We start from the raw sequence: 24,297 nt of genomic DNA, 5'->3' as shown, positions 1-24,297 counted from the left end.
CTAGATTATGTTTCTGTAGTCGGTTACGTTTAAGTAATCGGCTATTACATTATGTGGTTGCTGGCTATCTGGGTTGGCCACCGCAAGTAAATGTTCAATGCCGTATTCTCGGGCAGCATTTAAAACTGGCACACTATCATCAACAAACAAAGTGCGCTGCTTATTAAACCCTAAGTCTTTTTGTACTTGATGCCATAAACTTTGCTGCTCTTTACTCACTCCGTATTGATGAGTAGACACCACGCCATCTAAATAATTATCTATCGCGGTATGTTCAAATTTAAGCATGACGTTTTCAGGGTGGGCGTTAGTTAAAAGAATTAGCTCTTTACCTGCTTTTTTTAACTCTGTTAAAAAGTGGGGCACATCTTCGCGTACTTTTATTAAGTGCTGGGTTTGGCGTTTTAATTCCATTATTGGTAAATTGAGTTGCTCTTGCCAATAATCTAAGCAATACCACTGTATTTGACCACTTACCGCTTGATAGCGTTTGTGCATATCGGCTTTTGCTTCATCAAGGGTAATATTGCGAGTGAGCGCAAGTTGCTCTGGTACAACGTTAAGCCAAAAGTGACTATCGAAATGTAAATCGAGTAATGTTCCGTCCATATCGAGTAAAACGGTATCGATTTTTGACCAATTTAGCATGGGCTTTTCCTTGTGAAAAGTTTATGATTAAGCACAACTGCCATGATAGCAAAATAACGCCAATGACACAGAAAAAGCACCCAACTCCGCCTCAAATTATTAGTAACAATGTAGTTGCTAAAAGCCGTTTATTTACTGTTGAATCGTTAGAGCTTAAGTTTTCTAATGACGAAGAGCGCCAGTATGAGCGCATACGTGGCGGTGGCCGCGGGGCTGTAATGATTGTACCAATAACTGCAGATAACGAAATGCTACTGGTACGTGAATATTGCGCGGGCACAAACGACTACCAATTAGGCTTTCCTAAAGGCTTGATAGACCCAGGCGAAACACCACAGCAAGCTGCAAACAGAGAGCTTAAAGAAGAAGTGGGTTTTGGTGCTGAATTTTTTGAGCCACTAAAAGTAGTATCAATGGCGCCAAGTTACTTTAACGCGACCATGCATATTTTATTTGCTAAGCAACTATATCCGCAAACGTTAGAAGGTGATGAGCCCGAACCTTTAGTGGTTGTTAAGTGGCCATTAACAGATTGGCAGTCATTATTAGAGCAAGACGATTTTACCGAAGCTCGCAGTGTTGCCGCTTTGCTATTATTAAATAAGTATTTAGCGTCTGGAGCTGCAAATGAATAAATTACTAGAGCCTTGTATTGAACTTGCACAAAGTGCAGGCGATGCCATTATGGCTATTTATAAAAAAGACGATATTGGCCAGCAAGAAAAATCAGACTCTACGCCTGTTACAAAAGCAGACTTAGCGTCTAACGATGTGCTTGTTGCTGGTTTAAAAGCGCTTGCGCCCGACATTCCTATCATGTCGGAAGAAACGCCTATTCCGGCACTTGCCCAAAGAAAGAACTGGCAGCGCTATTGGTTATTAGATCCGATGGATGGCACTGGCGAGTTTATTTTAGAAAGTGGTGACTTTGCCGTTAATATTGCACTTATTGAAAATAATCACCCCGTTTTAGGTGTGATTCATTGGCCGGCAAAAGGGAGCACTTACTTTGCTACTGCTAATCAGGGTGCATTTAAACGAGAAAATGGTAGCGACACAAAAATGTCGGTAGCAACACCCGATAACCTAACGTTGGCAGTAAGCCGTAGACAAAAAATTGAAGCGGTCAGTCAGTATTTAAATACGCAGTTTGCCACTATTGCAGTAGGCTCGTGCTCGCTAAAAGCATGTATAGTTGCCGAGGGTAAAGCCGACTGCTTTTTACGAATTGGTCCTACAGGCGAGTGGGATACCGGCGCGTCACAAGTTATTGTAGAAGAAGCGGGTGGGTGTATAACCGATGCAGAGTTTAATCCGCTTACTTATAACCAGCGTGAGAGTACTGAAAATCCTGACTTTATTGTAATGGGACACCCAGATTGGGAGTTTCAAAAAATGATAAGCCCACACCAGAGATAGCTATTTATAGTGCTTGTTGATTGCTTTTTGTTCGGTTGAACACAATTAACTAGTTAAAGCCTTGCAATATAAGTTTATTCCTATATTATAGCGCTCTCTTCGAAACAGGCTCGTTATTAACACGAAACTATTTCAAAGAAATTACAGGCGCGGGATGGAGCAGCCTGGTAGCTCGTCGGGCTCATAACCCGAAGGTCGTCGGTTCAAATCCGGCTCCCGCAACCAATTTTTTAAAAGCTTGGTTACTGTAAACTCTAACTTAAGAGATTAAATTAAGTAGTCGATAGACTTAAAATATACAGGCGCGGGATGGAGCAGCCTGGTAGCTCGTCGGGCTCATAACCCGAAGGTCGTCGGTTCAAATCCGGCTCCCGCAACCAATTTCCTTTAGGGGTTTGAGGTTACTGTAAAATGTTAGTTAAAGAAAAGCTTGTCGGTCTCAGCTCTTCATTAGCCAGCAAAGGTAGTCGTTTTAAATCCGGCTCCCGCAACCAATTTCCTTTAGTAAGTTGGCAGCCACGTTGTAATGTAAGCAACGCTAAATAAGTATACATATTTCAGGCGCGGGATGGAGCAGCCTGGTAGCTCGTCGGGCTCATAACCCGAAGGTCGTCGGTTCAAATCCGGCTCCCGCAACCACTGAAATACATAAAATGAAACGACACGCTTAAAGCGTGTTTTTTTATGCCTAAAATTCAGTGAAATGAATAGCTCGTCGGTCTCAGCTCTGCATAAGCCAGCAAAGGTCGTCGGTTCACCTTTCATAAGCACTGGCTCCCGCAACCACTGAAATAATAAGTTATATTAAATCGACACGCCAAAAGCGTGTTTTTTATGCCTGAAATTCAGTGAAATGAATAGCTCGTCGGTCTCAGCTCTGTATAAGCCAGCAAAGGTCGTCGGTCCACCTTTCATAAGCTCTGGCTCCCGCAACCACTGAAATACATAAAATGAAACAACACGCTTAAAGCGTGTTTTTTTATGCCTAAAATTTATATTTCTTTCCCTATAAAGCACTCTTAGATTTATACCCCCGAGTAATATCTATAAATATTATAAACTTCTCTAAAAATACGTTATTACTTAAAACTTTGTATAGTTTATGTTAAAACGGCACAAATAATTTTGGGTTGTTACACATGACTGAACTTTATCACTGGTTTGATTTAATCGGTATTGCTGTGTTTGCTGTTACAGGTACTTTGGTCGCACACGAAAAGAAAATGGATGGTTTTGGGGTTGTAGTATTAGCAGCGGTAACAGCGATTGGGGGCGGTACGGTTCGCGATCTCATATTAGATGTTCCGGTATTTTGGTTACACGATCAAAGTTTTTTTTATGCTATTTTAGCCGCGGTATTTATTACCACGCGGCTTATTAACAAGCAAAAGTCGATTCCGCACTATACATTACAAATTGCCGATGCATTTGGTTTAGCATTTTTTGCGGTAATGGGCACCCAAAAAGCCTTACTAGCCGGCATGCCAAATATGACCGCGATTATTATGGGTGTAATTACCGGTTGTTTTGGGGGCATGCTCCGTGATGTGCTTGCTCGCGAAATTCCTATGCTGCTAAAAGGCGAGTTATATGCTATTACCTGTATTGCTGGCGGTGTAGTTTACACGCTGGGAATTCACTTTGCGTTCGCGACCGAACTTGCCATGGTAATGGCAATGCTAACCACCTTATTGCTTCGTATTGCGGCTATTAAATGGCAAATCACAGTACACGTTTTTAAATATTCTGACTAAACTAATTAATTAAACCATTAATTAGGATAAGGAATGTCGCTAGCTCGCATCTATTCTCGTGCCCAAGTGGGTATAAACGCCCCCGAAGTTATTGTAGAAGTACACCTAGGTAATGGTTTACCGGCATTTAATATTGTTGGGCTGCCAGAGGCCTCAGTTAAAGAATCAAAAGACAGGGTGCGTAGCGCCCTAGAAAACTCTCAATTTGGTTTCCCTGATCAACGTATTACCGTAAATTTAGCTCCTGCCGATTTACCTAAAGATGGCGGGCGTTTCGACTTAGCCATTGCCGTAGGTATTTTAGTGGCCTCGGGGCAGGTAGTGTGTCCAGATATACATAAATATGAATTTTACGGTGAGCTTGCCCTTAATGGTGAAGTGCGGGGAGTTAATGCCATTTTGCCTTCCGTACTTGCTGCAAAAGAGCAAAACCGTTGCTGCTTTTTACCTTTTACCAACGATAGCCTCGCAAGTTTGGTGAACGGCGTTAAGCGTAAAGCGGTTAACTCGTTACAAGAAGTATGGGGGGATTTATTAAATCAGCAGCCACTACCTTTAAATATTGAATACCCAGATTGCGCCCAGTCTCCCGACTTTTTACTCGATTTAAGTGATGTTAAAGGCCAACCCGGTGCTAAGCGAGTGCTAGAAATAGCCGCCGCTGGAGGCCATAACCTACTTTTTTTAGGTCCACCTGGTACGGGTAAATCTATGCTAGCGCAGCGTATGGCGACGATAATGCCAACCATGTCAGACGATGAGGCAATATCAACGGCTGCACTGTATTCTATTATTGGCCAATCAATTGATTTAAATAATTGGCGCCAACGGCCTTTTCGAAACCCACACCACACTTGCTCGGCAGTCGCTTTAGTTGGTGGCTCTTCAAACCCTAAACCGGGTGAAATTTCACTTGCGCATAACGGGGTGTTGTTTTTGGACGAGCTTCCGGAATTTGAACGTAAGGTACTTGATTCGCTGCGTGAACCCATGGAAACCGGCTCGGTGGTTATTTCGCGGGCTGCAAGGCAAATGGAGTTTCCGGCGCAGTTTCAGCTTATAGCCGCACTAAACCCAAGCCCTACCGGGTGTCATAATGATAAGCGAGCAACACCTGACCAAGTGATGCGCTATTTATCGCGCGTATCAGGCCCGTTTATCGATCGTATCGATTTACAAATAGAGCTGCCGCGCCTAACAAGTGTTGAACTACAAAGTACCGAGCCTGAAGAAACCAGTGCCCAAGTAAGAGCCCGAGTAGAGGCGGCCTACAGTGCACAGCTAAAGCGCCAAGGTAAAGTTAATGCACGATTAAATAATAAAGAAATGAATATACATTGCACTTTAGCTCCGGCTGAGTTGCAGTTTTTAGCGCGCGCTAGCGAAAAGCTGTCGTTATCGCCGCGCTCTTACCATAGGGTTATTAAAGTGGCGCGTACTATTAGTGATTTAAAAGGTGCAGAGCATATTAGTTTAGAAGAGCTAAAAGAGGCGCTAAACTATCGCGCTTTTGAGCGGTTACTAGCGCAGTTAACTAAATAAACTAAACGCTGCTGGAAATAATACCGAACCGCAATAATGTTTAATTATTTTGAGGTGATAAGCTCGGTGCTTGCTGCGTTTTTCTGCGTTTAAAATTTTAATGCGCTAAATTGAGAGCATGTAACCTTTGCCGCGCACGGTTACAATGCGTTTTTGGTCTTTTTCATCGTATAGTTTTTTACGCAAACGGCCAATTAAAACATCCACAGTGCGGTCATTTGGGCTCCAATCTGGTTGGCCTATTTCTTCTGATATTTTTTCTCGCGAGGTTGCTTTGCCTGCGTTGCTAATTAAACAAATTAGCACTTTGTGCTCGGCTTCGGTTAAGCGCGATTCAATACCTGATGAGGTAATTAATGTGCGGTTATCGGGGTGGAGTTTAAAGTCGGCGTACTCTATAAACTCTTCGCTTTCATCATCGTCTTGATTAATTGCAATACGTTTATAAAGTGCGCGCATGCGCAGCTCAAGTTCTAATAAATCAACAGGCTTACAAATATAGTCATCAGCACCTTGAGCAAGCCCTGCAATACGATCGGCTTGAGAGTCGCGGCTAGATAAAACAATCACGCCAATATCGGTCAAAGTGTTGAGCTCTTTGGCAAGCTGCAACCCATCACGCTTGGGTAATACAATATCAATAATGGCAAGAGAAATAGCACTGCGCAGGTTTACGCGTTGCCTAACTATGTTTAGGGCATCGGCACCTGTGGGGTCTATTTCTATCGAAAATTCGGTGTCTGTAAAGTGATTTTGGATGCGCTTAACGAGTAGCTCGTCGTCTTCAACCAATAAAACGTTAATTGCCATAGGACTTATTTTTGTATATTTATAGCTCTGTATGGTAGCACCAATCGTTAAATGCTGAGAAGGGGGCGGTGTAACTTTTCGGTAACTTTATGTTTCAGATATAAAAGGCGGCTTACCTAAGGTTGCTGTTTATGTGAGAAAGCTCAGCACATTTAGCTAAAAATGTGCTGAGCGCTGTGTTACTTATCTGAATACATTGCGTCCCACCACTGTGGTTCGCCTTTTAGTTGTTTATCAAAATAAGCAAGCATGGTGTTCCACCAATCAAAGCGTTTATCACGAGCAAAAATTTGATGGTCGGCGCCTTTATATTCAATAAGTTCTACGTCTTTATTTAAAAGCTTTAAGGCGGTATACATGGTTAAGCTTTCGCCAACAGGTACATTGGTATCGCCATCGCCGTGTAACAGTAGTAAAGGGGTCGTTACTTTATCGGCATGAAATACAGGGCTGTGATCGCTATAAAGCGAAGCGTTATTCCACGGAAAGCTATTTTTTGATGCTTCGCCTGAGTATAAATACCCCCACCAACCTTCGCCCCAATACGAGGTTAAGTTTGATATACCCGCATGCGCAATAGATGCACTAAACATGTCTGTTTTGGTGGCAAGTAGCATGGTCATGAAGCCTCCGTATGAGGCACCTAAATTACCCACTTTTTTGCTATCAACAAAATCGTATTTTTTTAAAAAGGCCTGCGTACCTTGCATTATATCGCTAGCGGTATAATCGCCCCAGGCGTTAACGTGCTGAGCAGAAAATGTTTGCCCAAAACCAGTTGCCCCTGTTGGCTGTAATACATAAACAACATAGCCATTTGCTGCCCACAAGTTGAATGGGTAGCGCCCTGTAAAACCACGGGTAACCGGTGAGGTGCCACCGTAGTAATAGACAAGTGCAGGGTGTTTTTTAGTTTTATCTAAGTTGGTAGGGATGTACACACGCCCTGTAATTTCTACGCCGTCTTTATTTGTAAAGTTAAACTCTTCCAGAGTCGGTATTTGTGTATTAGCGTAGGCAAGCGGCTTAGAGTCCCAGATTAGGTCTGTTTTATTTTTACTTATATTTAAGCGTTTAAGCTGCTGAGGGGTGAATGCTGTGGTACCGCTTAGTAGCACTTGCGGGTTTCTCTCGTGCGAGTAGCTAAATTGCTCAACGATATCTAAACCCGTATTAAGTTTTTTAAAGCGCTGTTTGCTCAAGTCATATAAATACAAAGGTTGGGTATCTTGCTCGGTTACTTTTATAAGCGCATCGCCATTATCAAGCACATGTAATTCACCTATAGCGGGGTCAAACTGCTTACTAAGGGCTTTTACGTTTTTACCGTTATCGCTAAGTAAGTATAATTGGCCGTCGTAATTATTAGCTAACATCCCTTTTGGAAGGGCACGGCCTGCGCCATTTTTAAAATCTGGGCCAGCAACAACGTACACATCTTTGTTGGCGTACTTTGCATGGTTAAAGGTTTTAAATTTACCAAAAGAGGTTATTTTATTCGATTGTAAGTCAAGTTCCACCAGTTCAGTTTCTGGGTGGGTGGTGGCTTGCATAACCATAACTTGGCGGCTCATTAATACTTTGCCACGATTAGTGTTTGCATCTTCAAAGCTATGCGAAATAGGGCCTTGGCTAAGCGCTTTGGTTAAGCCGCTGTTGGTGTCTAACATATAGAGCTGACTTACGTTGCGTGCGTATGACCATCTATCTTGAAGACCTTTGTAGTGCTTAGTTAAGCTGTTGTTGTCTTCGGGGGTTTTAGACCAGCTAAAAATAAGGCTGTTATTATCATAAAAATTAAAGTTACTTGCGCCTTCAAGCTCACTAGCCAATGTTTTAATGCTGAGGTTTTTACGGTTTAGCTGTTTTAGCTCACTCCCTAGCATATAAACTAAAAATTGATTATTGGGGCTCCATACCATATTGCTTGGTTGCTGGCCTTCAAAACGATACAAGGTTTGATTTTGGCTATTTTTAAGCTCAGTTACCACGTTTGCTTGGTTAGCTGTTTTATTTGAATAGCTGCGCGTGCTGGTAACGTATTGCTTAGCATCGGGCGCTAAAGAAAGTCCACTAATGGTGGGTGCATCAAAAAGTTGCTCGGCCGAAAGTCGCTTAGTTGTAGAGGTGTTAATTGTAATGTTGTCAGTGTCGGCTTTGGGTTCAAAATCGAGAGAAACGTTGTTCCAGTTAGCCACTTGTTGCGCCACTACAATCACACTATGAGAGCCATTAGTTAACGATAAAGAGTATGTGTGGTTATCGCCTTTTTGAAGTTTGGCATCAATAAACAACTGAGCGTTCTCTATCCCTTTTATAGTTAATGTGCCTTGGCTATAGCGGGTTGTTTCAATATTGAACTTAAGCGCTTGTAGGCCACCTAAAGTAAGTGCGTTTACTTTATTAAACGGCTGCCAGCTATGCTTTTTACCAAATACAGACACACTTTGCGTATTACGTTGCAACTGCTCTAATAAGTTATTAATAATGACTTGGCCGTGTGGTGTTTGAAAGGGCTTAACTTGCATGTTTTCGCCTAAAGGGCCAATAAACTCGATATTTGATTTATCAAGCGGGGCTGCTATTGCTGTCAAGCTCAAGCTGCCAAGAGCAAAAAAGGTAGCTGCTTGTTTTAGTAATTTATTTTTTGTGGTCCAAGGTGAGCTAATTCTCATATTTGTGCCTATTATTGATAGTTATTTGGCCAAATATAGCATGTATTGTTACCATGCCCATATGTTCAACTCATCGGAGAAAAAGTGACTTTACTGATTGTGTACATGGTTGCTGCCATTGTTATTTCTTTTTTATGCTCTGTAATGGAAGCTGTACTGTTAAGTATTTCGCCCAGCTATGTGGCGCTATTACGCAAAAAACAGCCTGAACTTGCAAAGCAGCTCGAAAAACTAAAAAATAATGTAGATCAACCGCTTGCTGCAATACTAACGCTTAACACAGTGGCCCATACCGCCGGTGCTGCAGGTGTGGGTGCGCAAGCCGCTGTGGTTTTTTCAGATGCGGCAGTAGGAATTGCCTCTGCCATAATGACACTCTTAGTATTGGTACTTTCAGAGATTATTCCAAAAACCTTAGGGGCCAATTATTGGCGTGCCTTAACCCCTAGCGTGACCTATTCTTTACGCTTTTTAGTGATATCGCTAAAACCATTTGTGTGGCTTGCTCAAAAGCTTACTAATTTAATGGGGGCCAAGCACGATGAGGCTTTTTATATTCGCCAAGAAATAGAAGCCATGGCAGATATAGGCACCGAAACTGGGGCAATCCATGCCGATGAGTCAGAAATAATCCGCAACCTTTTACATTTTAGGCATGCTAAATTAACCGACTTAATGACGCCGCGTACTGTGCTGTATAAAGTGCATAAAGGGTTAACGGTCGATCAGTACATGAGCGAGCATGGCTCGTCATCATTTTCGCGCGTGTTAGTATTTGATAAAGACGCCGATGACATAATTGGCTTTGTGCATAAAAACGACATTATGTTGGCTTATCACCGCTTAGGTACCGATTATAAAATTAGCAAATTAGTTAAGCCTATTCATACGGTACCCGAAGGGCATAATGTGTCATCGCTACTACAAACCTTACTTAAACAGCGTACTCACATATGTTTAATTGTTGATGAATACGGTGATGTGCAAGGCATTGTAACCCTAGAGGATATGATAGAAGCCCTTATGGGGCTTGAAATTGTTGATGAGCGCGACCAATCGACCAATATGCGTATGGTCGCCAAGCAGCGCTGGCGCCAGCGTTTAGCAAGCAGCGAGCACATAGTTAGTGAAGATGACGACACGCCCCGAGATAATAAATAATTACGACGGGGTTGAAGGTTAGCGTTTAATTGTGCCCCCCGTCGTATTTACCCAGTTTAGTGCCCACTCTATAAAATCGTCTTTGGCTTTAGGGCAGGTAAACAAAAATCCTTGCATGGCTAAATTAGTGCGGTAGTTTTTTAAGTAGAGCGATTCTTCGGCGCGCTCTACGCCTTCGGCCACAAGGGCTAGTTGCTCTTGACTGGCAATATCAACCAGTGAGCTGACCACCACTTGCGAAAACTGATCTGTTTCAATATTACTAATAAGTGTACGGTCAATTTTTATTTCAGTAAAAGGCAGACGCTTAATCTGATTCATGTTGGTAAAACCTACACCAAAGTCATCCAATGATATGCCAAAGCCATGCATTCTTAATCTGTTTAAGGTTTCTAGTTGAGAAAGGCTAGACAGCGCATGTTGCTCGGTAATCTCTAAAATTATATCACTAGGTGATAGCTCATTGAGCTGCAATATAAGCATCAGCTTGTTGGGACAGCTTAAATCATCTAATTGTGTGGGAGATAGGTTAAAAGCCAGTTTTAGGTGCGCAGCAATGTTTGTTCGTATAGCTTTTAAGTCGCTGGTGGCTTGCTCAAATAAGCTAAAGGTAATTTGATTAATTAGCCCCGACTGCTCCGATAACGAAATAAACCGATTGGGCGAGATAATTTCGCCAGTGTGCGTTTTAACGATACGCGCTAGCACCTCAATACTTTCTATTTCGCTGGTTTGAGAATTTATTTTTGGCTGATAGTAAGGGATTATCTCGTTTAAATTGATTGCCTCATGCAATGCTTTTTCTGAAATAGAGGCATGAGAAAGGTCGTTATGTACTGCTAAGTGCTTTGCTTTTTGTAAAACGGTTTTTACTTGGCTAAGTTGCACGGGTTTAGCTAAATTTGCGACTAAATGAATATTGCTATGGCGCGCTAAATTGGCGGCTAGGTTAATAACCTTATGATCCATTTCCGAAATTATAACTACTGCGCCTGTAAAATTAAGCTCGCCTAGTTTTCTTATAAACTCCATACCATCCATTTCAGGCATGTTTAAGTCTGTAAATACAATGTCGTAAAAGTTTATATCGTCGGTTACGTGAGTTAGCGCTTGCTGAGCACTCAGGCATTTTGTAACTTTATTCGAGACTCCTAGCTCATTTAAAATGGCCTCCATAACAATTAAAATCGCCTTTGAGTCATCCACAACTAAAATATTGGGTACCGAAATCGACATGCTCTATCCTTGTAACTGCTTAATATATTAGTACTGTAAAAATAGCGCCTGATCAGCCTTTTGTCAGCTTAGTTTTATATTATTTTTTATCTTCTAAGTGCTTTTGCGCTTATAGTTTAAGGCAATTCGTGTTTTTTAAATTCATCGGTATACTAGCGCCATTGTTTTAACTGGTTTTAGTCATGATAAAAATCGATCTCATGCTTGCAGAGCAACCATTAACGCTAATGGTATCTGGGCATAAAATAGTACAAATATTTCATAATCAACAGGCCATAAGCTTTACAACACCCAAAGAGCATTACGCCGAATTTACTTTAGATAATAAGCAAATAGGGATTGATAGCTCACATGTTCATGAGCAGTCTTTATCGTTATTTGTTGATGGTGTGTTTGCTACTGAACTAGCTTTACCTGCGCCGGTAAATAGCCAGCCCAAAAAAGGCTTTTTAGGGCTAGCGGCACTGGGCTTTAAATTATTTAAAAGTGCAAAAGTAATTAAGGTGGCTTTAGCGAGTGCATCGGTTGCCGGCTATGCCTGGTTATTTAGTATTGAATTTGCACTAATGCTAATTGCCTGTTTAGTGGTACATGAGTACGGACACGTTAGAGCCATGAAATACTTTGGCATAAAAACCAAGGGTATTTACCTTATTCCTTTTGTAGGCGGATTGGCTGTTAGTGACGATAAAATAACAACGCGCTGGCAAGATGTAGTTATATCACTCATGGGGCCAGCGTTTGGTTTATTTACCTCAGTGCTGGGTGTGGTTTTATATTACGCCACCGAAATGGATATATTTGCCGGCGTTGCAGTACTCAGTGCCTTATTGAATTTGTTTAACCTTTTGCCTATTTTACCGCTTGATGGCGGACATGTGTTAAAAAGTATCAGCTTTTCAATGCGATCTTGGGTCGGTTTAAGTGTGTGCTTATTGGGCGTGTTATTTGGCTTATGGCTTAGTTATACATTTGGTTTAATGTTACTGGTATTCTTTTTGTTTGTGGGCGCACTGGAAATCGTATTTGAATGGCGCGGCCGACATTACTCGCATTTATTGCCGCTTGATAAATACGGCCAAGGTTTTTCAGCCGCTATGTACGCTATTGTAGTTGCAGGCCATGTGGCAGTAATGATGCACTTTGCAGATTCAGAAAACCCAATACTGAGCCTGCCGATGACGATTTTATCAAGCTAATCGCTATACGCGCAGTATACCTAAATACTGCGCGTTATTAAGGGTTAGTAAAAGCTCAGCACTAGCGATATAAATACCCCCGTTACAAATAACTGCACTACACAAAACCCCATAATGTCTTTCGCTTTTAACCCTGCAATGGCTAATACCGGTAAAGCCCAAAAGGGTTGAATTAAATTGGTCCACGCATCGCCCCACGCAACAGCCATAGCAACACGTGATATATCGGCGCCCAGCTCTTGCGCTGCGGGTATAACAATAGGTGCTTGTACTGCCCATTGGCCGCCACCAGAAGGTACAAACATATTAACAAGCCCTGCACTTATAAAGCTAAAAAATGGCAAGCTATCGGCATCAGCAACAGCTATAAAACCACGCGATATTTGCTGCGCTAAACCGCTGTCGACCATCACAGCCATAATACCTGCGTAAAACGGAAATTGAATGACAATACCCGCCCCGCTGGGAATTGCTTGTTGCAAGCTATTAAGCAAGTTATGGGGTGTTTGGTGCAAGGTAATGGCTAAAAACAAAAACACAGCAATAATGCTGTTTAGGTTTAGGCTACCGCCTGCAACTATAAAGTAATACCCTAAATAGCAAAGGCCAAGTAAACCAATCGAAATGCCAAGCAGCTTTGTGTGTTCTAAATGCTGAGCAGGGCGAGTAATTTTTTCATGTACGGGCGGGGGCTCTTTAATAAGTGCTGGGTCTACATATACGCTGTTTTTATCACTGGGTAGCATGTAGCGGTTAACCAACGGCATAATAATAAATAAGCCAATAAGTATGGCTATGTTAAAGCCAGCAAACAGGGTTTGCTCGGTACTAATTATGCCAATGCTATTTTGTGAAAAGTGCCCTTCGGTAGCAATCGTAAGCGGAATTGAGCCTGCTAAGCCGCCATGCCACACCACAAAGCCAGAATAAGCACTGGCAACTAATAGGCGGTAATCGACCTGTGTTTGCCTTGCAATTGCTTTGGCAAATAAAGCCCCAATAACTAAGCCAAACCCCCAATTAAGCCAGCTGGCTAATAGCGAAATAAGCGTGACTAAAATAATCGCTTTTGGCGCTGAATTAGCAAGCGCCGCCAGTTTGTTTAATAACGAATTGATAATGGGCGTGCTTGCTAGCATGTAACCTGTAATCAGCACTAATAGCATTTGCATGGCAAAGCTAAGCAGGTTCCAAAAACCACTCCCCCATGCGTTAATAACTTCAATATGTGTTGCGGGGGTAAAAATACTGGCAGAGAGTAAAGTAATTAAGCTCAGCAATATGACAAATATAAAAGGGTCAGGTAAGTAGCGCTCTACTAATTTGGTAAACGGTGTGGCAATTTTATTAAGCATAATGTGTCTGTGTGTTTTTTAGTCTTATTATAATTAATCATGCTCTTAGCACATTAGCAAACCCGCATTTAGTCTTATATTTTAGGGTCTGAGTATCTTATAGGTTGAACAAAATTTAATCCTAAAAGGGTAACAGGCCTTACTTAAAGGCTTAAACGTTGCTTAAAAGCATGGCTTACAGTAACGTACTGTTTATAGATAATTTACTAACAAAGATTTTGTATCATGCCGGTAATATTTAAGAGGCTAGCGCTACTTGTTCGTGCTCATATCGATCAGCTGAGCTGGCAAGCCGTGGTGCTTGCAATACTTGCTCATATGTTAGTGACTTGGGGGCTGCTATTTATTGCAAATGAGCAAGCGCTTACCTCGTTTACGACCTTTTTTTACTACTACACAGTAACTACCTCAACAGTGGGTTACGGCGATTTTAGCCCAACCAGCGAGCTGGGGCGTTGGGTAGTGGCTTTAATACAAATTCCGTTTGGATTAGCTTTATTTGGTGTTCTGTTAGGAAAAACAGGGCAAACAGTGACTTACTTAATTAGGCGCGCTATGACTGGTGATAAAAACTTTGCTCACAGTAACAACCACATTATTATTTTTGGTTGGCACGATACCCGAACAAAAAAAATGATTGATTATATCCTGGCCGATACCAAACGTACCGACCGCCGTATTTTGTTGGCGGTGACTGAGCAAATGGATCACCCATTTTTAACTAACGAAAATGTCGACTTTGCCCGCCTAACAAGTTTTACCGATATAGAAGAGCTTGAGCGCGTAGCTATTAACCGTGCCGACAAAGTTATTATTGATGGGCAAGATGACGACCAAACATTTACAACGGCACTGCGTATTAGCCGTTTAGTTAAAGATGAGTGCCATATTAGTGCGCACTTTTTAGATGAAACCAAGGTCGATATGTTGCTTGAGCATTGCCAAAATGTGGAGTGTAGTAGCGCTAAGTCGGCTGAGATTTTAGTACGCTCAATGCAAGACCCAGGCTCGAGTCGAGTACAAGAAGAGCTATTATCTACATTGCACGGCGACACGCAGTTTAGCCTAGCTATTCCAAGTGAATGCGAAGAGATGGAGTTTGGTACTTTATTTCATCATTTTAAGCATGACTATAATGCTATTTTGTTAGGGGTGGCGCATAACTTAAGTGCACAAAATATGGATTTAAATCCGCCACTTGATTACAAGGTAAATGCGGGCGATATCCTGCACTACATTGCCCTTGAACGTGTGCTAACAAATGAAGTAGATTGGCAAAGCTTGGCCAAATAACCAAGGCTTAGGTTAAATAATGAATGAAGTAGTATTTTTAATAATTATTTTAAGCGCTTATATATTACCCGTGGTGATAGTGGTTAATAGTAAGCGCACCCAAGGCCACGAAAAAAACGGCTGGTTATTAGGCGTAATTATTTTTTCGTGGTTGGGGCTTTTTATGTATTTTACGATTGTGCCCAAGCATGGTCACAAAAAAAGAAAGAAGAATAAACCGTCATAGGTCTATTCTAGCTGCTTGAGCTTGTGCTCAACCAGCGGATCATCTGGCACTATTTGTTGGGCAACTTCTAATAACTGAATAGCATCATTTGGGTGTTCATCTTGATGTTTAAGTGCCACATCTATTAACGGCTGAATATCTATTTTGGCCTGATGTTCTTGCACATGCACTTCTTTTTCATCTGCTAAAATTTGATGTGCTGTACTTAATAACGCCAAGCGGTGAGGCGAACTCGCATTTGCCTTATTTAGGCTTTGATAATACTCTTCTTTTAAGCGCAAGGTTTTGGTTTGCAAACGAAACTGCGCTATATCAATCTGCTGGTGGCGTATAAAGTCAACAGCCACTTGTTTGTAAAAGCCAAACTTAGTGAGGTAGCTTGCGTGGGTACCGTGGCCCATACCAAACACTCTTAAATGAGTCAGTTGTGGGTACCGCTTAGCATGTAGGCGGTCTATTTTATTGGTGGGGTCATAAATTATATACCCCTTAGCATGGCCTAAATCGAGGTCGTTATACTCACTTTGCCAATCAAATTGCTGCGCAAGCTCTGTGCTGGAGCGGGTGTCCCACGGAACTGTTTCGGTGTTTTTGGTGCTAACAGGATGAAAAAATAAAACCTGATCTAATTTAAGTAATTTAGCAAACGCGCCAACAGCAAAACCACCGCGACTAAGGCCATAGCCTAAGCGGCACTTAAACGGTGTAAGTAAGCTTGATAGCTGCTCCAAAAAGAAGATTAAATTACGGCTTCTAAACCAATTGCTTTTGCCTAAATGTTGGAACGAAATAACATTAACATTTTGTTTTTGCGCCAAGTGATAGCCCCAAGGGGCAAAGTCATCGGTTAGGTCGTGTTCTTGGACGTTGGTGCCCGCGGGGGAGAAAGTAAAAAGCAGGGGCTTATTTAAATCAACAAATTCGTATTTTACATACACATCGCCGAGTAGGTCGCCGCCACACATAGGCAGCTTAGTTTGTTGTTCATCACGGCAAAGCGTTAACCATTCATCTAACCAATACAGTAGTTTCATTAATCCCCCAATTATAACTCGCGGGGGATCGTATCAAACACGGCCAAATGAGGTCAAACATAGCCAAGCTTTAGCCCGTTAATGGTTAGCTACTATTACAGCTTGATATTTGCTTACTGAGCTTAATTGCTCATGGCTATTATTTGCTCCCAGTCGTTTTGTGTGACTGGCATTACCGAAAGGCGGCCTGCTTTTTTAAGGGCTAACTCGGTAATAGCCTCGTTTGCTTTAATGTCTTTTAAGCTTACGCGTTTGTTTAAATGGCTTTTATAGGTTACATCAACTACAAACCAGCGTGGCTTGTCGGGCGTCGCTTTCGCATCGTAATAGTCACTATTTAAATCAAACTGGGTTGGGTCGGGGTAGGCTTCTTTAGTAACAGTGGCTATACCCACAACGCCTACTTGTTTGCAGCTAGAGTGGTAAATAAATACTAAGTCACCCAATTTTATATCGTCACGCATAAAGTTACGTGCCTGATAATTACGCACGCCTTCCCACAGGGTGGTTTGTTGCGGCGCTGTTTTTAAGTCATCAATCGAAAAAGCGTCGGGCTCAGTTTTAAATAGCCAATAATTCATAGCGTTACTCATTTAGTTAGATTTACATAGCTGCATTGTATAGTATCATTAGCTTATCTGGGGATTGAGAGAACAGCAAATGAGCCAAGTATTAGATGATTTATTATCGTTATTGTCACTTGAAGAAATTGAACAAGGTTTATATCGTGGGCAAAGCCAAGATTTAGGGTTTAGAGCGGTATTTGGTGGTCAAGTAATGGGGCAGGCATTGTCTGCTGCAAAAGAAACGCTACCAAAAGGACGTGTTGTTCATTCATTACACTCTTACTTTTTACGCCCCGGCGACGCCGCAAAACCGATTGTTTACGACGTAGAAACCATCCGCGATGGTAAAAGCTTTAGCACCCGCCGAGTAAGCGCTATTCAATACGGTAAACCTATTTTTTATATGACTGCGTCGTTTCAGGGTGAAGAAGAAGGCTTATCGCATCAAGCAACCATGCCTAATGTACCGCCACCAGAGGAGCTTCGCTCGTCGCTTGAGTTTTATCAAGAAAACGCCCACCACATACCCGAGGTGATCCGTAATAAGTTTATACGCGAAATGCCCATTGAAATGCGTCCGGTTACTTTTCATAACCCATTTAAGCCAGAGGTTATTGAGCCCGTAAAGCACATTTGGATTAAAGCCAATGGCGATATGCCCGACGATCAACGCATTCATAATTACTTATTAGCGTATGCCTCTGACTTTGAGTTTTTACCTACGGCATTACAGCCCCATGGCGTATCGTTTATGCAGCCAAATATGCAAGTGGCAACGATTGACCATGCTATGTGGTTCCACCGCCCATTTAGAATGGACGATTGGATTTTATATACCATAGACAGCCCAAGTGCTAGTTCTGGGCGAGGCTTGGTAAGAGGCCAGTTTTTTGACCGCCAAGGTAATTTAGTCGCATCAACGATTCAAGAAGGGGTGATGCGCCAGCGTTAATTTGATTAGACTTACTGGTAATAGACTGGCCGTTAAGCGCAAATTAGCAGTGCTTTCGCTAAAGGTTTTGCCAAGAGATAAGAGTCTCTATGTAGCGTTGCTGTTTAATAACTAAACGTACAAAAAAGCCTCAACATGTTAAATGTTGAGGCTTTTTTAATGGTGTTTAATTAGAGCTTAAATTACAGCAACTCGCTAATTACATTGATCTTGCACTATGTCGCTAACCGATTGCCATATACGTGCAGGTAATAAGGTTTTTAAGTACATGTATATTTCACACAGTTGTGTACTACCGTGAATACCATTTTCACCTTCAGTAATTAGCAGTTCACCGCGTAAATTATCAATAAAGCTTACCAGTACTTTTTTATCAAAAAACTCCGGGGTTTTAATGCCGTGTAAGGTGCCTAAACGGTTTGCCAGTACTTGGCTTTCACGCTCTAGTTCGGCTTTTTCAATTCCGTTACTGGTTTGAATAAAGCCCACAACAATAGCATAACGTTGCAACGTAAAGCTAAGCGACCTTCCTAGCATTTCAAGTTTGGCTAACGAATCATTCGTGTTAGTAACATGAATGGTATCGCCATCAAGCTCAATTAAGTTTTGATCGCTAAAGTTAGCCAAAATACGGCTTATGTAGTTTTCATCTAGCGGCTGTAAATACCATTCTTTTGCAAACAGAGGGTAAAAAGCAGAAACAAGCTTTTGGCATTGCTCTACCGTACTACTGTGTTGCTTAAATAAGTGCAAAGCAATAAGGCTTGGCACAGCAAATAAGTGCAAAATATTATTACGATAATAGTTAAACAGGGTTTTTTCTTTATCGTTAATTGCAATAATTTCGCCAAATTCATCGCTAATAACATCAAACTTATTAAGCTTAATGGCGTGCGTTAATAGCTGCTCTGGTGTTTCATCGGGGGCGGTGACTTTATCGCTATAGCTTGCATCGCGTTGTAGGCGTAAGTAAAAATCTAGTTGCGCTAACAGCTTAGGCTTACTTAACGCGTGTTTGTCGTTAACTAGCAAAATCATAGCCAGTAAATTCACAGCGTTAAGTGCTGCGGCATTATTAATTTTTACCATTACTTGGTCGGCCAATGCGGCTACTTGAGGGCCTAGCCATTGCGGCTTTTGCACATCGGTAGGGTGTATTGCATCGCGCCAATCAGGTTGGTTGTCGTTTAAGTATTGGTTTATAGAAATAGGGTCGCCAAAGTTTAAGTAACCACGGCCGTAATTTTTAAGGTTTTTAATGGCTTTAAAAATACCAAAAATGGACTCGCCTTTTTTATCTTTACCGGCAAGCTCTTTTAAGTAGGTATTGATTTCCATTACATGTTCATAGCCAATGTATACCGGCACAATAGAAACCGGGCGGTCTATGCCACGTAGCATTGCTTGCAATGTCATGGCGAGCATACCGGTTTTTGGCGGTAGTAATCGGCCTGTGCGGCTGCGCCCGCCTTCAGTGTAAAACTTAACTGAGTAACCTTTAATAAATAGTTGGCTTAAATATTCTTTAAATACGGCTGAGTAAAGTTTATTACCGGCAAACGAGCGGCGGATAAAAAACGCCCCTGAGCGGCGAAAAATACCACCGGCAGGGAAAAAGTTAAGATTAATGCCCGCGGCAATATGCGGCGGCACCAAACCTTGATGGTATATGGCATAGGTAAGTAACAAGTAATCCATGTGGCTGCGATGACACGGCATATAGATTATCTCGTGACCTTTATTTGTTAGCTCATGAATCTGCTCGGTGTATTTTATATCTATACCGTTATAAAGCTTAGTCCACAGCCACGTTAAAATTCTGTCGCCTACACGTATCATTGCCTCAGAGTAATTAGCGGCAATTTCATCTAGTAGTTTTAACGCGTTTTGACGGGCTTCTGTTTGGCTTATTCCTTTTGACTTTGCTTCATCTTGAATTGCTTTTTTTATTGTCGGCGAAGCCAAAAGTGAGTTAAATAATTGCTCGCGCGAGGGCATTTTAGGGCCCGTAGCGGCCAGTTTTTGACGTTTAAAGTGCACCCGAGCAACTCGTAATAGTTTTTGTGGTAGCTCATTTACATCGGCTTTTTCGTTCACGATAAGTGATAAATCGAGTGGTTGGCTAAAGCGAATAAAGTTATCGCGCCCAGAAAACAGCACAACAAAGAATTTTCTGAACCAACTAGGTGTAAGAGAGTGGGTAATTAAGGTACGAATGCCTGGCTTTTCTTTACCTGGGTCGCGCCCCCATAAAATAGTTACCGGCACCACTTGTACATTCTTTTGCCCGCTATTTAATAAATGCTCAACTATTTGCTTACCCTGCGATAAAGCGGCGGTCGGTTTCGCGGTATCGCCAAATAAAGGCGGCGGATTTTTAATACCAATAAAGCGTGCCAGCTCTTGGTTTCCTAACGTTTGATATTCGCATGGGTTAGGCAAACCATGCTTTTTACATACATTAGTAAGCGCAGCTAAATCGAAACGCGAATTTAAACGTACTATATAAAAAGTAGGGTGTTCAGGATTAAGGTCATATTGTTCTATAGGGCTTTGGGGAAGGACCTTACTTTTTACCAAAACACGGCTTACGCAGCTAGTAAGAAAATTCAAACAATAATTTAATAAACGCATCGACTCACCATATTGAGAGTATTAAAAGCAAAATTAGCGCATAGGATACCATAATATCTATAAAATCCTGTAATTTGCGTAATCGGTTAAATTATAAACATAAGACTAATTTGGTGCTGAGCAGTTCAATTATAGCTATAAATAACCAATGGCGGTTATTTGGGCAGCCTTACACCCGTAATTAATTTGCAATTAGTTGTTGCATTTATCACCAATATCACTATAATACGCAGGCTTTCAAGATTCCTCTGGAACTTGAAGGGATAAATTAAGCTTGGATTTCAAGCTAATAAACAGGAGTTCCGATTTGGAACTCATCGTAGATATAAATCAACAACCGGCATCTTAATTATTAAGATTGTTTCGGTCGTTTTTTTATGCTCTTTAAATGCTCTTTATATTGAGGTTTAAGAATGTCAAATCAACGCATTCGTATTCGCCTAAAAGCTTTTGACCACCGTTTGATTGACCAATCAACGGCGGAAATCGTGGAAACTGCGAAACGCACAGGCGCACAAGTACGTGGTCCAATCCCACTACCTACACGCTTTGAACGTTTTACTGTACTAACTTCACCGCACGTAAACAAAGATGCGCGTGATCAGTACGAGATCCGCACCCATAAACGTCTGATCGACATCGTAGAACCAACTGACAAGACTGTTGACGCATTAATGCGTTTAGATCTTGCTGCTGGTGTTGATGTTCAAATCAGCCTGGGTTAATCGAAAGATTAGAGAGGTTATAGGAAAATGGCATTAGGTCTAGTCGGTCGTAAAGTGGGTATGACACGTATCTTCACTGAAGATGGTGTATCTATCCCTGTGACAGTTATCGAAGCGACTCCTAACCGCATTGCTCAGATCAAATCTGACGCAACAGACGGTTATAACGCGCTTCAAGTAACCGCAGGCACTAAAAAAGCAAGCCGTGTAAACAAAGCAGCAGCGGGTCATTTCGCTAAAGCTGGTGTTGAAGCGGGTCGCGGTCTGTGGGAATTCCGCCTAAATGGTGGTGAAGGCGATTTTGAAGTAGGCGCTGAGCTTACTGTTGAATTATTCAACGAAATCAACAAAGTTGACGTAACCGGTACTTCTAAAGGTAAAGGTTTCCAAGGTGGTGTTAAGCGCTGGAATTTCAGCATGCAAGACGCTACTCACGGTAACTCTCTATCTCACCGTGCTCCTGGTTCAATCGGTCAAAACCAATCACCTGGTAAGGTGTTTAAAGGTAAGAAAATGGCCGGTCATATGGGTGCTGAGCGTGTAACGACTCAAAACTTAGAACTAGTTCGCGTTGACGCTGAGCGTAACTTGCTTTTAGTTAAAGGTGCAGTACCTGGCGCTATCGGCGGTGACGTTATCGTTAAACCAGCTGTTAAAGCATAAGTCCTGGAGATTTAGTGATGGAATTAGCAATTAAAGACGCTTCTGGCGCTCTTGAAGTTTCTGAAGCTACTTTTGGACGTGAGTTTAACGAAGCATTAGTACACCAAGTAGTTGTTGCATACGCAGCAGGTGCTCGTCAAGGTACTCGTGCTCAGAAGACACGTTCTGAAGTAAGCGGTGGTGGTAAAAAACCATGGGCTCAAAAAGGTACTGGCCGTGCACGTGCTGGTACAATCCGTAGTCCAATTTGGCGTTCAGGTGGCGTTAGCTTCGCAGCTAAACCACAAGACCACAGCCAAAAAGTAAACCGTAAAATGTACCGCGGTGCGATCAAAAGCATCTTATCTGAATTAGTTCGTCAAGAGCGTTTAATCGTTGTTGAAAGCTTTGGTCTTGAAGCACCAAAGACTAAAGAACTAGTTTCTAAGCTTAAAGAACTTGAGCTTAAAGATGTTCTTATCGTGACTGAAGAAGTAGATGAAAATCTTTTCTTATCGGCACGTAACCTGTACAAGGTTGACACGCGTGATGTAGCTGGTATCGATCCTGTAAGCTTAATTGCTTTCGACAAGGTACTTATTACAGCTGCTGCTGTTAAGCAACTTGAGGAGGCGCTAGCATGATCCGTGAAGAACGTCTTTTAAAAGTGATCCTTGCTCCACATATCTCTGAAAAAAGCACAATTGCTGCTGAAGAAAACAATACTATTGTTTTTAAAGTAACAAATGACGCAACTAAAGCTGAAATTAAAGCAGCAGTTGAGAAGCTTTTTGAAGTAGAAGTAACGGGTGTTCGCACACTTAACGTTAAGGGTAAAACAAAACGTACTGGCATGCGTTTCGGTCGTCGTAGCGACTGGAAGAAAGCTTACGTTACTCTTAAAGAAGGTAGCGAGCTAGACTTTGTCGGCGGCGCCGAGTAATAAGGGGAGTTAGAATTATGGCACTTCAAAAGTGTAAACCAACTTCTGCGGGTCGTCGTCACCTAGTTAAAGTGGTTAACCCAGATTTACATAAGGGTAAACCTTACGCACCACTATTAGAGAAAAACTCTAAATCAGGTGGTCGTAATAACAATGGTCGTATTACGGTTCGTCATATCGGTGGTGGTCATAAGCATCATTACCGTTTAATCGATTTTAAACGTACTAAAGATGGCATTCCAGCCACTGTTGAGCGTTTGGAATATGATCCAAACCGTAGCGCAAACATCGCTCTTGTATTATATGCAGACGGTGAGCGTCGTTACATTATCGCACCTAAAGGCTTAAAAGCTGGCGATGCAATCCAGTCTGGTGTTGATGCACCAATCAAGCCTGGTAATGCATTACCTATGCGTAACATGCCTGTAGGTTCGACTGTTCACAACGTAGAATTAAAACCAGGTAAAGGTGCTCAAATCGCACGTTCTGCTGGTGCATACGTTCAAATCCTTGCGCGTGATGGTCAATACGTAACATTACGTCTTCGTTCTGGCGAAGTACGTAAAGTACAATCTGATTGTCGTGCAACGCTAGGTGAAGTAGGCAATGCTGAGCATATGCTTCGTTCACTTGGTAAAGCAGGTGCAAATCGCTGGCGTGGTATTCGTCCGACAGTTCGTGGTGTTGCCATGAACCCGGTTGATCACCCACACGGTGGTGGTGAAGGTCGTACATCTGGTGGTCGTCATCCTGTGTCTCCATGGGGTAAGCCTACTAAAGGTGCTAAGACGCGTAAGAACAAGCGTACGGATAAATTTATAGTACGTCGTCGTACTAAGTAATATTGAGGAATAGCCATGCCACGCTCTCTCAAGAAGGGTCCTTTTATAGACCTACACTTGCTGAAGAAGGTAGAGAAAGCTTTGGAAAGCGGTGAAAAGAAGCCAATTAAAACTTGGAGCCGTCGTTCAATGATCATACCTAACATGATCGGATTGACCATTGCTGTCCATAATGGTCGCCAGCATGTACCAGTTTTCGTTTCTGACGAAATGATCGGTCACAAACTAGGTGAATTTGCACCAACTCGCACTTACCGTGGCCATGCTGCGGATAAGAAAGCGAAGAAACGCTAAGAGGGGAATGATAAATGCAAGCATTAGCTAAACATAAATTCGCCTCTGGTTCGGCGCAAAAAGCTCGTCTAGTTGCAGATCAGATCCGCGGACTACCTGTCGATCGCGCTCTAGAAATCCTGGCGTACAGCCCGAAAAAAGCGGCTGTATTAGTTAAAAAAGTACTTGAGTCTGCTATTGCTAACGCAGAGCATAACGAAGGTGCTGACATTGATGAGCTTCGTGTAACTACGATTTTTGTGGACGATGGTCCTACAATGAAACGTATTATGCCACGTGCTAAAGGACGCGCAGACCGCATCCTTAAGCGTACAAGCCACATCACTGTTGTGGTTTCAGATAGCTAG

24 protein-coding genes and 3 tRNA genes are annotated in these 24,297 nt (G+C 42.2%); 19 read left to right on the top strand and 8 right to left on the bottom strand.

What is annotated here, in order from left to right; genetic code table 11:
* Positions 1-648: a GMP/IMP nucleotidase gene (gene yrfG / locus MTF64_RS12385; protein ID WP_004588668.1), complete on the bottom strand. Its 648-nt coding sequence runs from the start codon at positions 646-648 to the stop codon at positions 1-3.
* A 62-nt stretch (positions 649-710) separates the two neighbouring features.
* On the opposite strand from yrfG, the gene nudE reads away from it, so the two are divergent.
* The 7 genes from nudE to MTF64_RS12350 all read left to right on the top strand — a co-directional run bounded on the left by nudE (position 711) and on the right by MTF64_RS12350 (position 5,363).
* Positions 711-1,283, top strand: coding sequence for an ADP compounds hydrolase NudE (gene nudE / locus MTF64_RS12380; protein WP_029772216.1), 573 nt, complete (start codon positions 711-713; stop codon positions 1,281-1,283).
* Complete coding sequence (gene cysQ, locus MTF64_RS12375) at positions 1,276-2,067, top strand: 3'(2'),5'-bisphosphate nucleotidase CysQ (RefSeq protein ID WP_248451555.1); 792 nt, start codon at positions 1,276-1,278, stop codon at positions 2,065-2,067. Before nudE ends, cysQ begins: the two co-directional genes overlap by 8 nt.
* A 148-nt stretch (positions 2,068-2,215) precedes the next feature.
* A tRNA-Met gene (locus MTF64_RS12370) sits at positions 2,216-2,292 on the top strand.
* A 78-nt stretch (positions 2,293-2,370) separates the two neighbouring features.
* A tRNA-Met gene (locus MTF64_RS12365) sits at positions 2,371-2,447 on the top strand.
* Between the two features lie 182 nt (positions 2,448-2,629).
* Positions 2,630-2,706, top strand: a tRNA-Met gene (locus MTF64_RS12360).
* A 500-nt stretch (positions 2,707-3,206) separates the two neighbouring features.
* Complete coding sequence (locus tag MTF64_RS12355) at positions 3,207-3,821, top strand: trimeric intracellular cation channel family protein (RefSeq protein ID WP_055255143.1); 615 nt, start codon at positions 3,207-3,209, stop codon at positions 3,819-3,821.
* A 33-nt stretch (positions 3,822-3,854) separates the two neighbouring features.
* Positions 3,855-5,363, top strand: a complete 1,509-nt coding sequence (locus MTF64_RS12350; RefSeq protein WP_004588672.1) for a YifB family Mg chelatase-like AAA ATPase — start codon at positions 3,855-3,857, stop codon at positions 5,361-5,363.
* A 105-nt stretch (positions 5,364-5,468) separates the two neighbouring features.
* Here the strand turns inward: MTF64_RS12350 and MTF64_RS12345 are convergent, their stop codons facing one another.
* Positions 5,469-6,173, bottom strand: coding sequence for a response regulator transcription factor (locus tag MTF64_RS12345; RefSeq protein ID WP_004588673.1), 705 nt, complete (start codon positions 6,171-6,173; stop codon positions 5,469-5,471).
* A gap of 179 nt (positions 6,174-6,352) precedes the next feature.
* Positions 6,353-8,848: a S9 family peptidase gene (locus MTF64_RS12340; RefSeq protein WP_248451554.1), complete on the bottom strand. Its 2,496-nt coding sequence runs from the start codon at positions 8,846-8,848 to the stop codon at positions 6,353-6,355.
* 84 nt (positions 8,849-8,932) lie between these two features.
* On the opposite strand from MTF64_RS12340, the gene MTF64_RS12335 reads away from it, so the two are divergent.
* On the top strand, positions 8,933-10,009 hold the full coding sequence (locus MTF64_RS12335) for a hemolysin family protein (protein ID WP_004588675.1): 1,077 nt from the start codon (positions 8,933-8,935) through the stop codon (positions 10,007-10,009).
* 18 nt (positions 10,010-10,027) lie between these two features.
* Here MTF64_RS12335 and MTF64_RS12330 read toward each other — a convergent pair whose 3' ends face one another.
* Complete coding sequence (locus tag MTF64_RS12330; RefSeq protein WP_004588676.1) at positions 10,028-11,245, bottom strand: EAL domain-containing response regulator; 1,218 nt, start codon at positions 11,243-11,245, stop codon at positions 10,028-10,030.
* Between the two features lie 182 nt (positions 11,246-11,427).
* Here MTF64_RS12330 and MTF64_RS12325 point away from each other — a divergent pair, with 182 nt between their 5' ends.
* Positions 11,428-12,444 (top strand): site-2 protease family protein, encoded by a 1,017-nt coding sequence (locus MTF64_RS12325; protein ID WP_054983958.1) that lies wholly within the window; start codon positions 11,428-11,430, stop codon positions 12,442-12,444.
* A gap of 44 nt (positions 12,445-12,488) precedes the next feature.
* Here MTF64_RS12325 and MTF64_RS12320 read toward each other — a convergent pair whose 3' ends face one another.
* Positions 12,489-13,799, bottom strand: a complete 1,311-nt coding sequence (locus MTF64_RS12320; RefSeq protein ID WP_096738919.1) for a TIGR00366 family protein — start codon at positions 13,797-13,799, stop codon at positions 12,489-12,491.
* Positions 13,800-14,024: 225 nt separating this feature from the next.
* Between MTF64_RS12320 and MTF64_RS12315 the strand changes: the two genes are divergently transcribed.
* Positions 14,025-15,092, top strand: a complete 1,068-nt coding sequence (locus MTF64_RS12315; protein WP_096738920.1) for a potassium channel family protein — start codon at positions 14,025-14,027, stop codon at positions 15,090-15,092.
* Positions 15,093-15,111: 19 nt separating this feature from the next.
* Positions 15,112-15,318 (top strand): hypothetical protein, encoded by a 207-nt coding sequence (locus tag MTF64_RS12310; protein ID WP_004588680.1) that lies wholly within the window; start codon positions 15,112-15,114, stop codon positions 15,316-15,318.
* 2 nt (positions 15,319-15,320) lie between these two features.
* Here the strand turns inward: MTF64_RS12310 and MTF64_RS12305 are convergent, their stop codons facing one another.
* Positions 15,321-16,352 carry a hypothetical protein gene (locus MTF64_RS12305; RefSeq protein WP_055255153.1) on the bottom strand — a complete coding sequence of 344 codons (1,032 nt, stop codon included), beginning with the start codon at positions 16,350-16,352 and terminating at the stop codon, positions 15,321-15,323.
* 122 nt (positions 16,353-16,474) lie between these two features.
* Positions 16,475-16,933 carry an EVE domain-containing protein gene (locus tag MTF64_RS12300; protein WP_064386703.1) on the bottom strand — a complete coding sequence of 153 codons (459 nt, stop codon included), beginning with the start codon at positions 16,931-16,933 and terminating at the stop codon, positions 16,475-16,477.
* A gap of 79 nt (positions 16,934-17,012) precedes the next feature.
* Here MTF64_RS12300 and tesB point away from each other — a divergent pair, with 79 nt between their 5' ends.
* Positions 17,013-17,870: an acyl-CoA thioesterase II gene (tesB, locus tag MTF64_RS12295; RefSeq protein ID WP_004588683.1), complete on the top strand. Its 858-nt coding sequence runs from the start codon at positions 17,013-17,015 to the stop codon at positions 17,868-17,870.
* A gap of 195 nt (positions 17,871-18,065) precedes the next feature.
* On the opposite strand, the gene plsB is transcribed toward tesB, so the two are convergent.
* Positions 18,066-20,504 (bottom strand): glycerol-3-phosphate 1-O-acyltransferase PlsB, encoded by a 2,439-nt coding sequence (gene plsB / locus MTF64_RS12290; protein ID WP_029773518.1) that lies wholly within the window; start codon positions 20,502-20,504, stop codon positions 18,066-18,068.
* 413 nt (positions 20,505-20,917) lie between these two features.
* Here plsB and rpsJ point away from each other — a divergent pair, with 413 nt between their 5' ends.
* From rpsJ to rplV, 7 genes are read left to right on the top strand one after another with little or no spacing between them, the layout of a single operon-like run.
* The gene (gene rpsJ / locus MTF64_RS12285; protein ID WP_002957900.1) at positions 20,918-21,229 is read left to right on the top strand and encodes a 30S ribosomal protein S10; all 312 of its coding nucleotides are present in this window, start codon (positions 20,918-20,920) and stop codon (positions 21,227-21,229) included.
* A 27-nt stretch (positions 21,230-21,256) separates the two neighbouring features.
* Positions 21,257-21,892 carry a 50S ribosomal protein L3 gene (gene rplC / locus MTF64_RS12280; RefSeq protein WP_004588685.1) on the top strand — a complete coding sequence of 212 codons (636 nt, stop codon included), beginning with the start codon at positions 21,257-21,259 and terminating at the stop codon, positions 21,890-21,892.
* Positions 21,893-21,909: 17 nt separating this feature from the next.
* On the top strand, positions 21,910-22,515 hold the full coding sequence (gene rplD, locus MTF64_RS12275) for a 50S ribosomal protein L4 (protein WP_004588686.1): 606 nt from the start codon (positions 21,910-21,912) through the stop codon (positions 22,513-22,515).
* Positions 22,512-22,814, top strand: coding sequence for a 50S ribosomal protein L23 (gene rplW, locus MTF64_RS12270; RefSeq protein WP_004588687.1), 303 nt, complete (start codon positions 22,512-22,514; stop codon positions 22,812-22,814). The genes rplD and rplW overlap by 4 nt, the downstream gene beginning before the upstream one ends.
* A gap of 17 nt (positions 22,815-22,831) precedes the next feature.
* Entirely contained in the window at positions 22,832-23,656 is an 825-nt protein-coding gene (gene rplB, locus MTF64_RS12265; protein WP_004588688.1) for a 50S ribosomal protein L2, read from the top strand.
* Between the two features lie 15 nt (positions 23,657-23,671).
* Positions 23,672-23,950: a 30S ribosomal protein S19 gene (gene rpsS / locus MTF64_RS12260; protein ID WP_004588689.1), complete on the top strand. Its 279-nt coding sequence runs from the start codon at positions 23,672-23,674 to the stop codon at positions 23,948-23,950.
* Positions 23,951-23,964: 14 nt separating this feature from the next.
* On the top strand, positions 23,965-24,297 hold the full coding sequence (gene rplV / locus MTF64_RS12255) for a 50S ribosomal protein L22 (protein WP_004588690.1): 333 nt from the start codon (positions 23,965-23,967) through the stop codon (positions 24,295-24,297).

The organism is Pseudoalteromonas sp. 2CM41L (assembly GCF_023161905.1).
GTDB classification, from domain to species: domain Bacteria; phylum Pseudomonadota; class Gammaproteobacteria; order Enterobacterales; family Alteromonadaceae; genus Pseudoalteromonas; species Pseudoalteromonas atlantica.
Note: the sequence above shows the minus strand (reverse complement) of the source record. Positions and strands in the feature narration are given on the sequence as shown.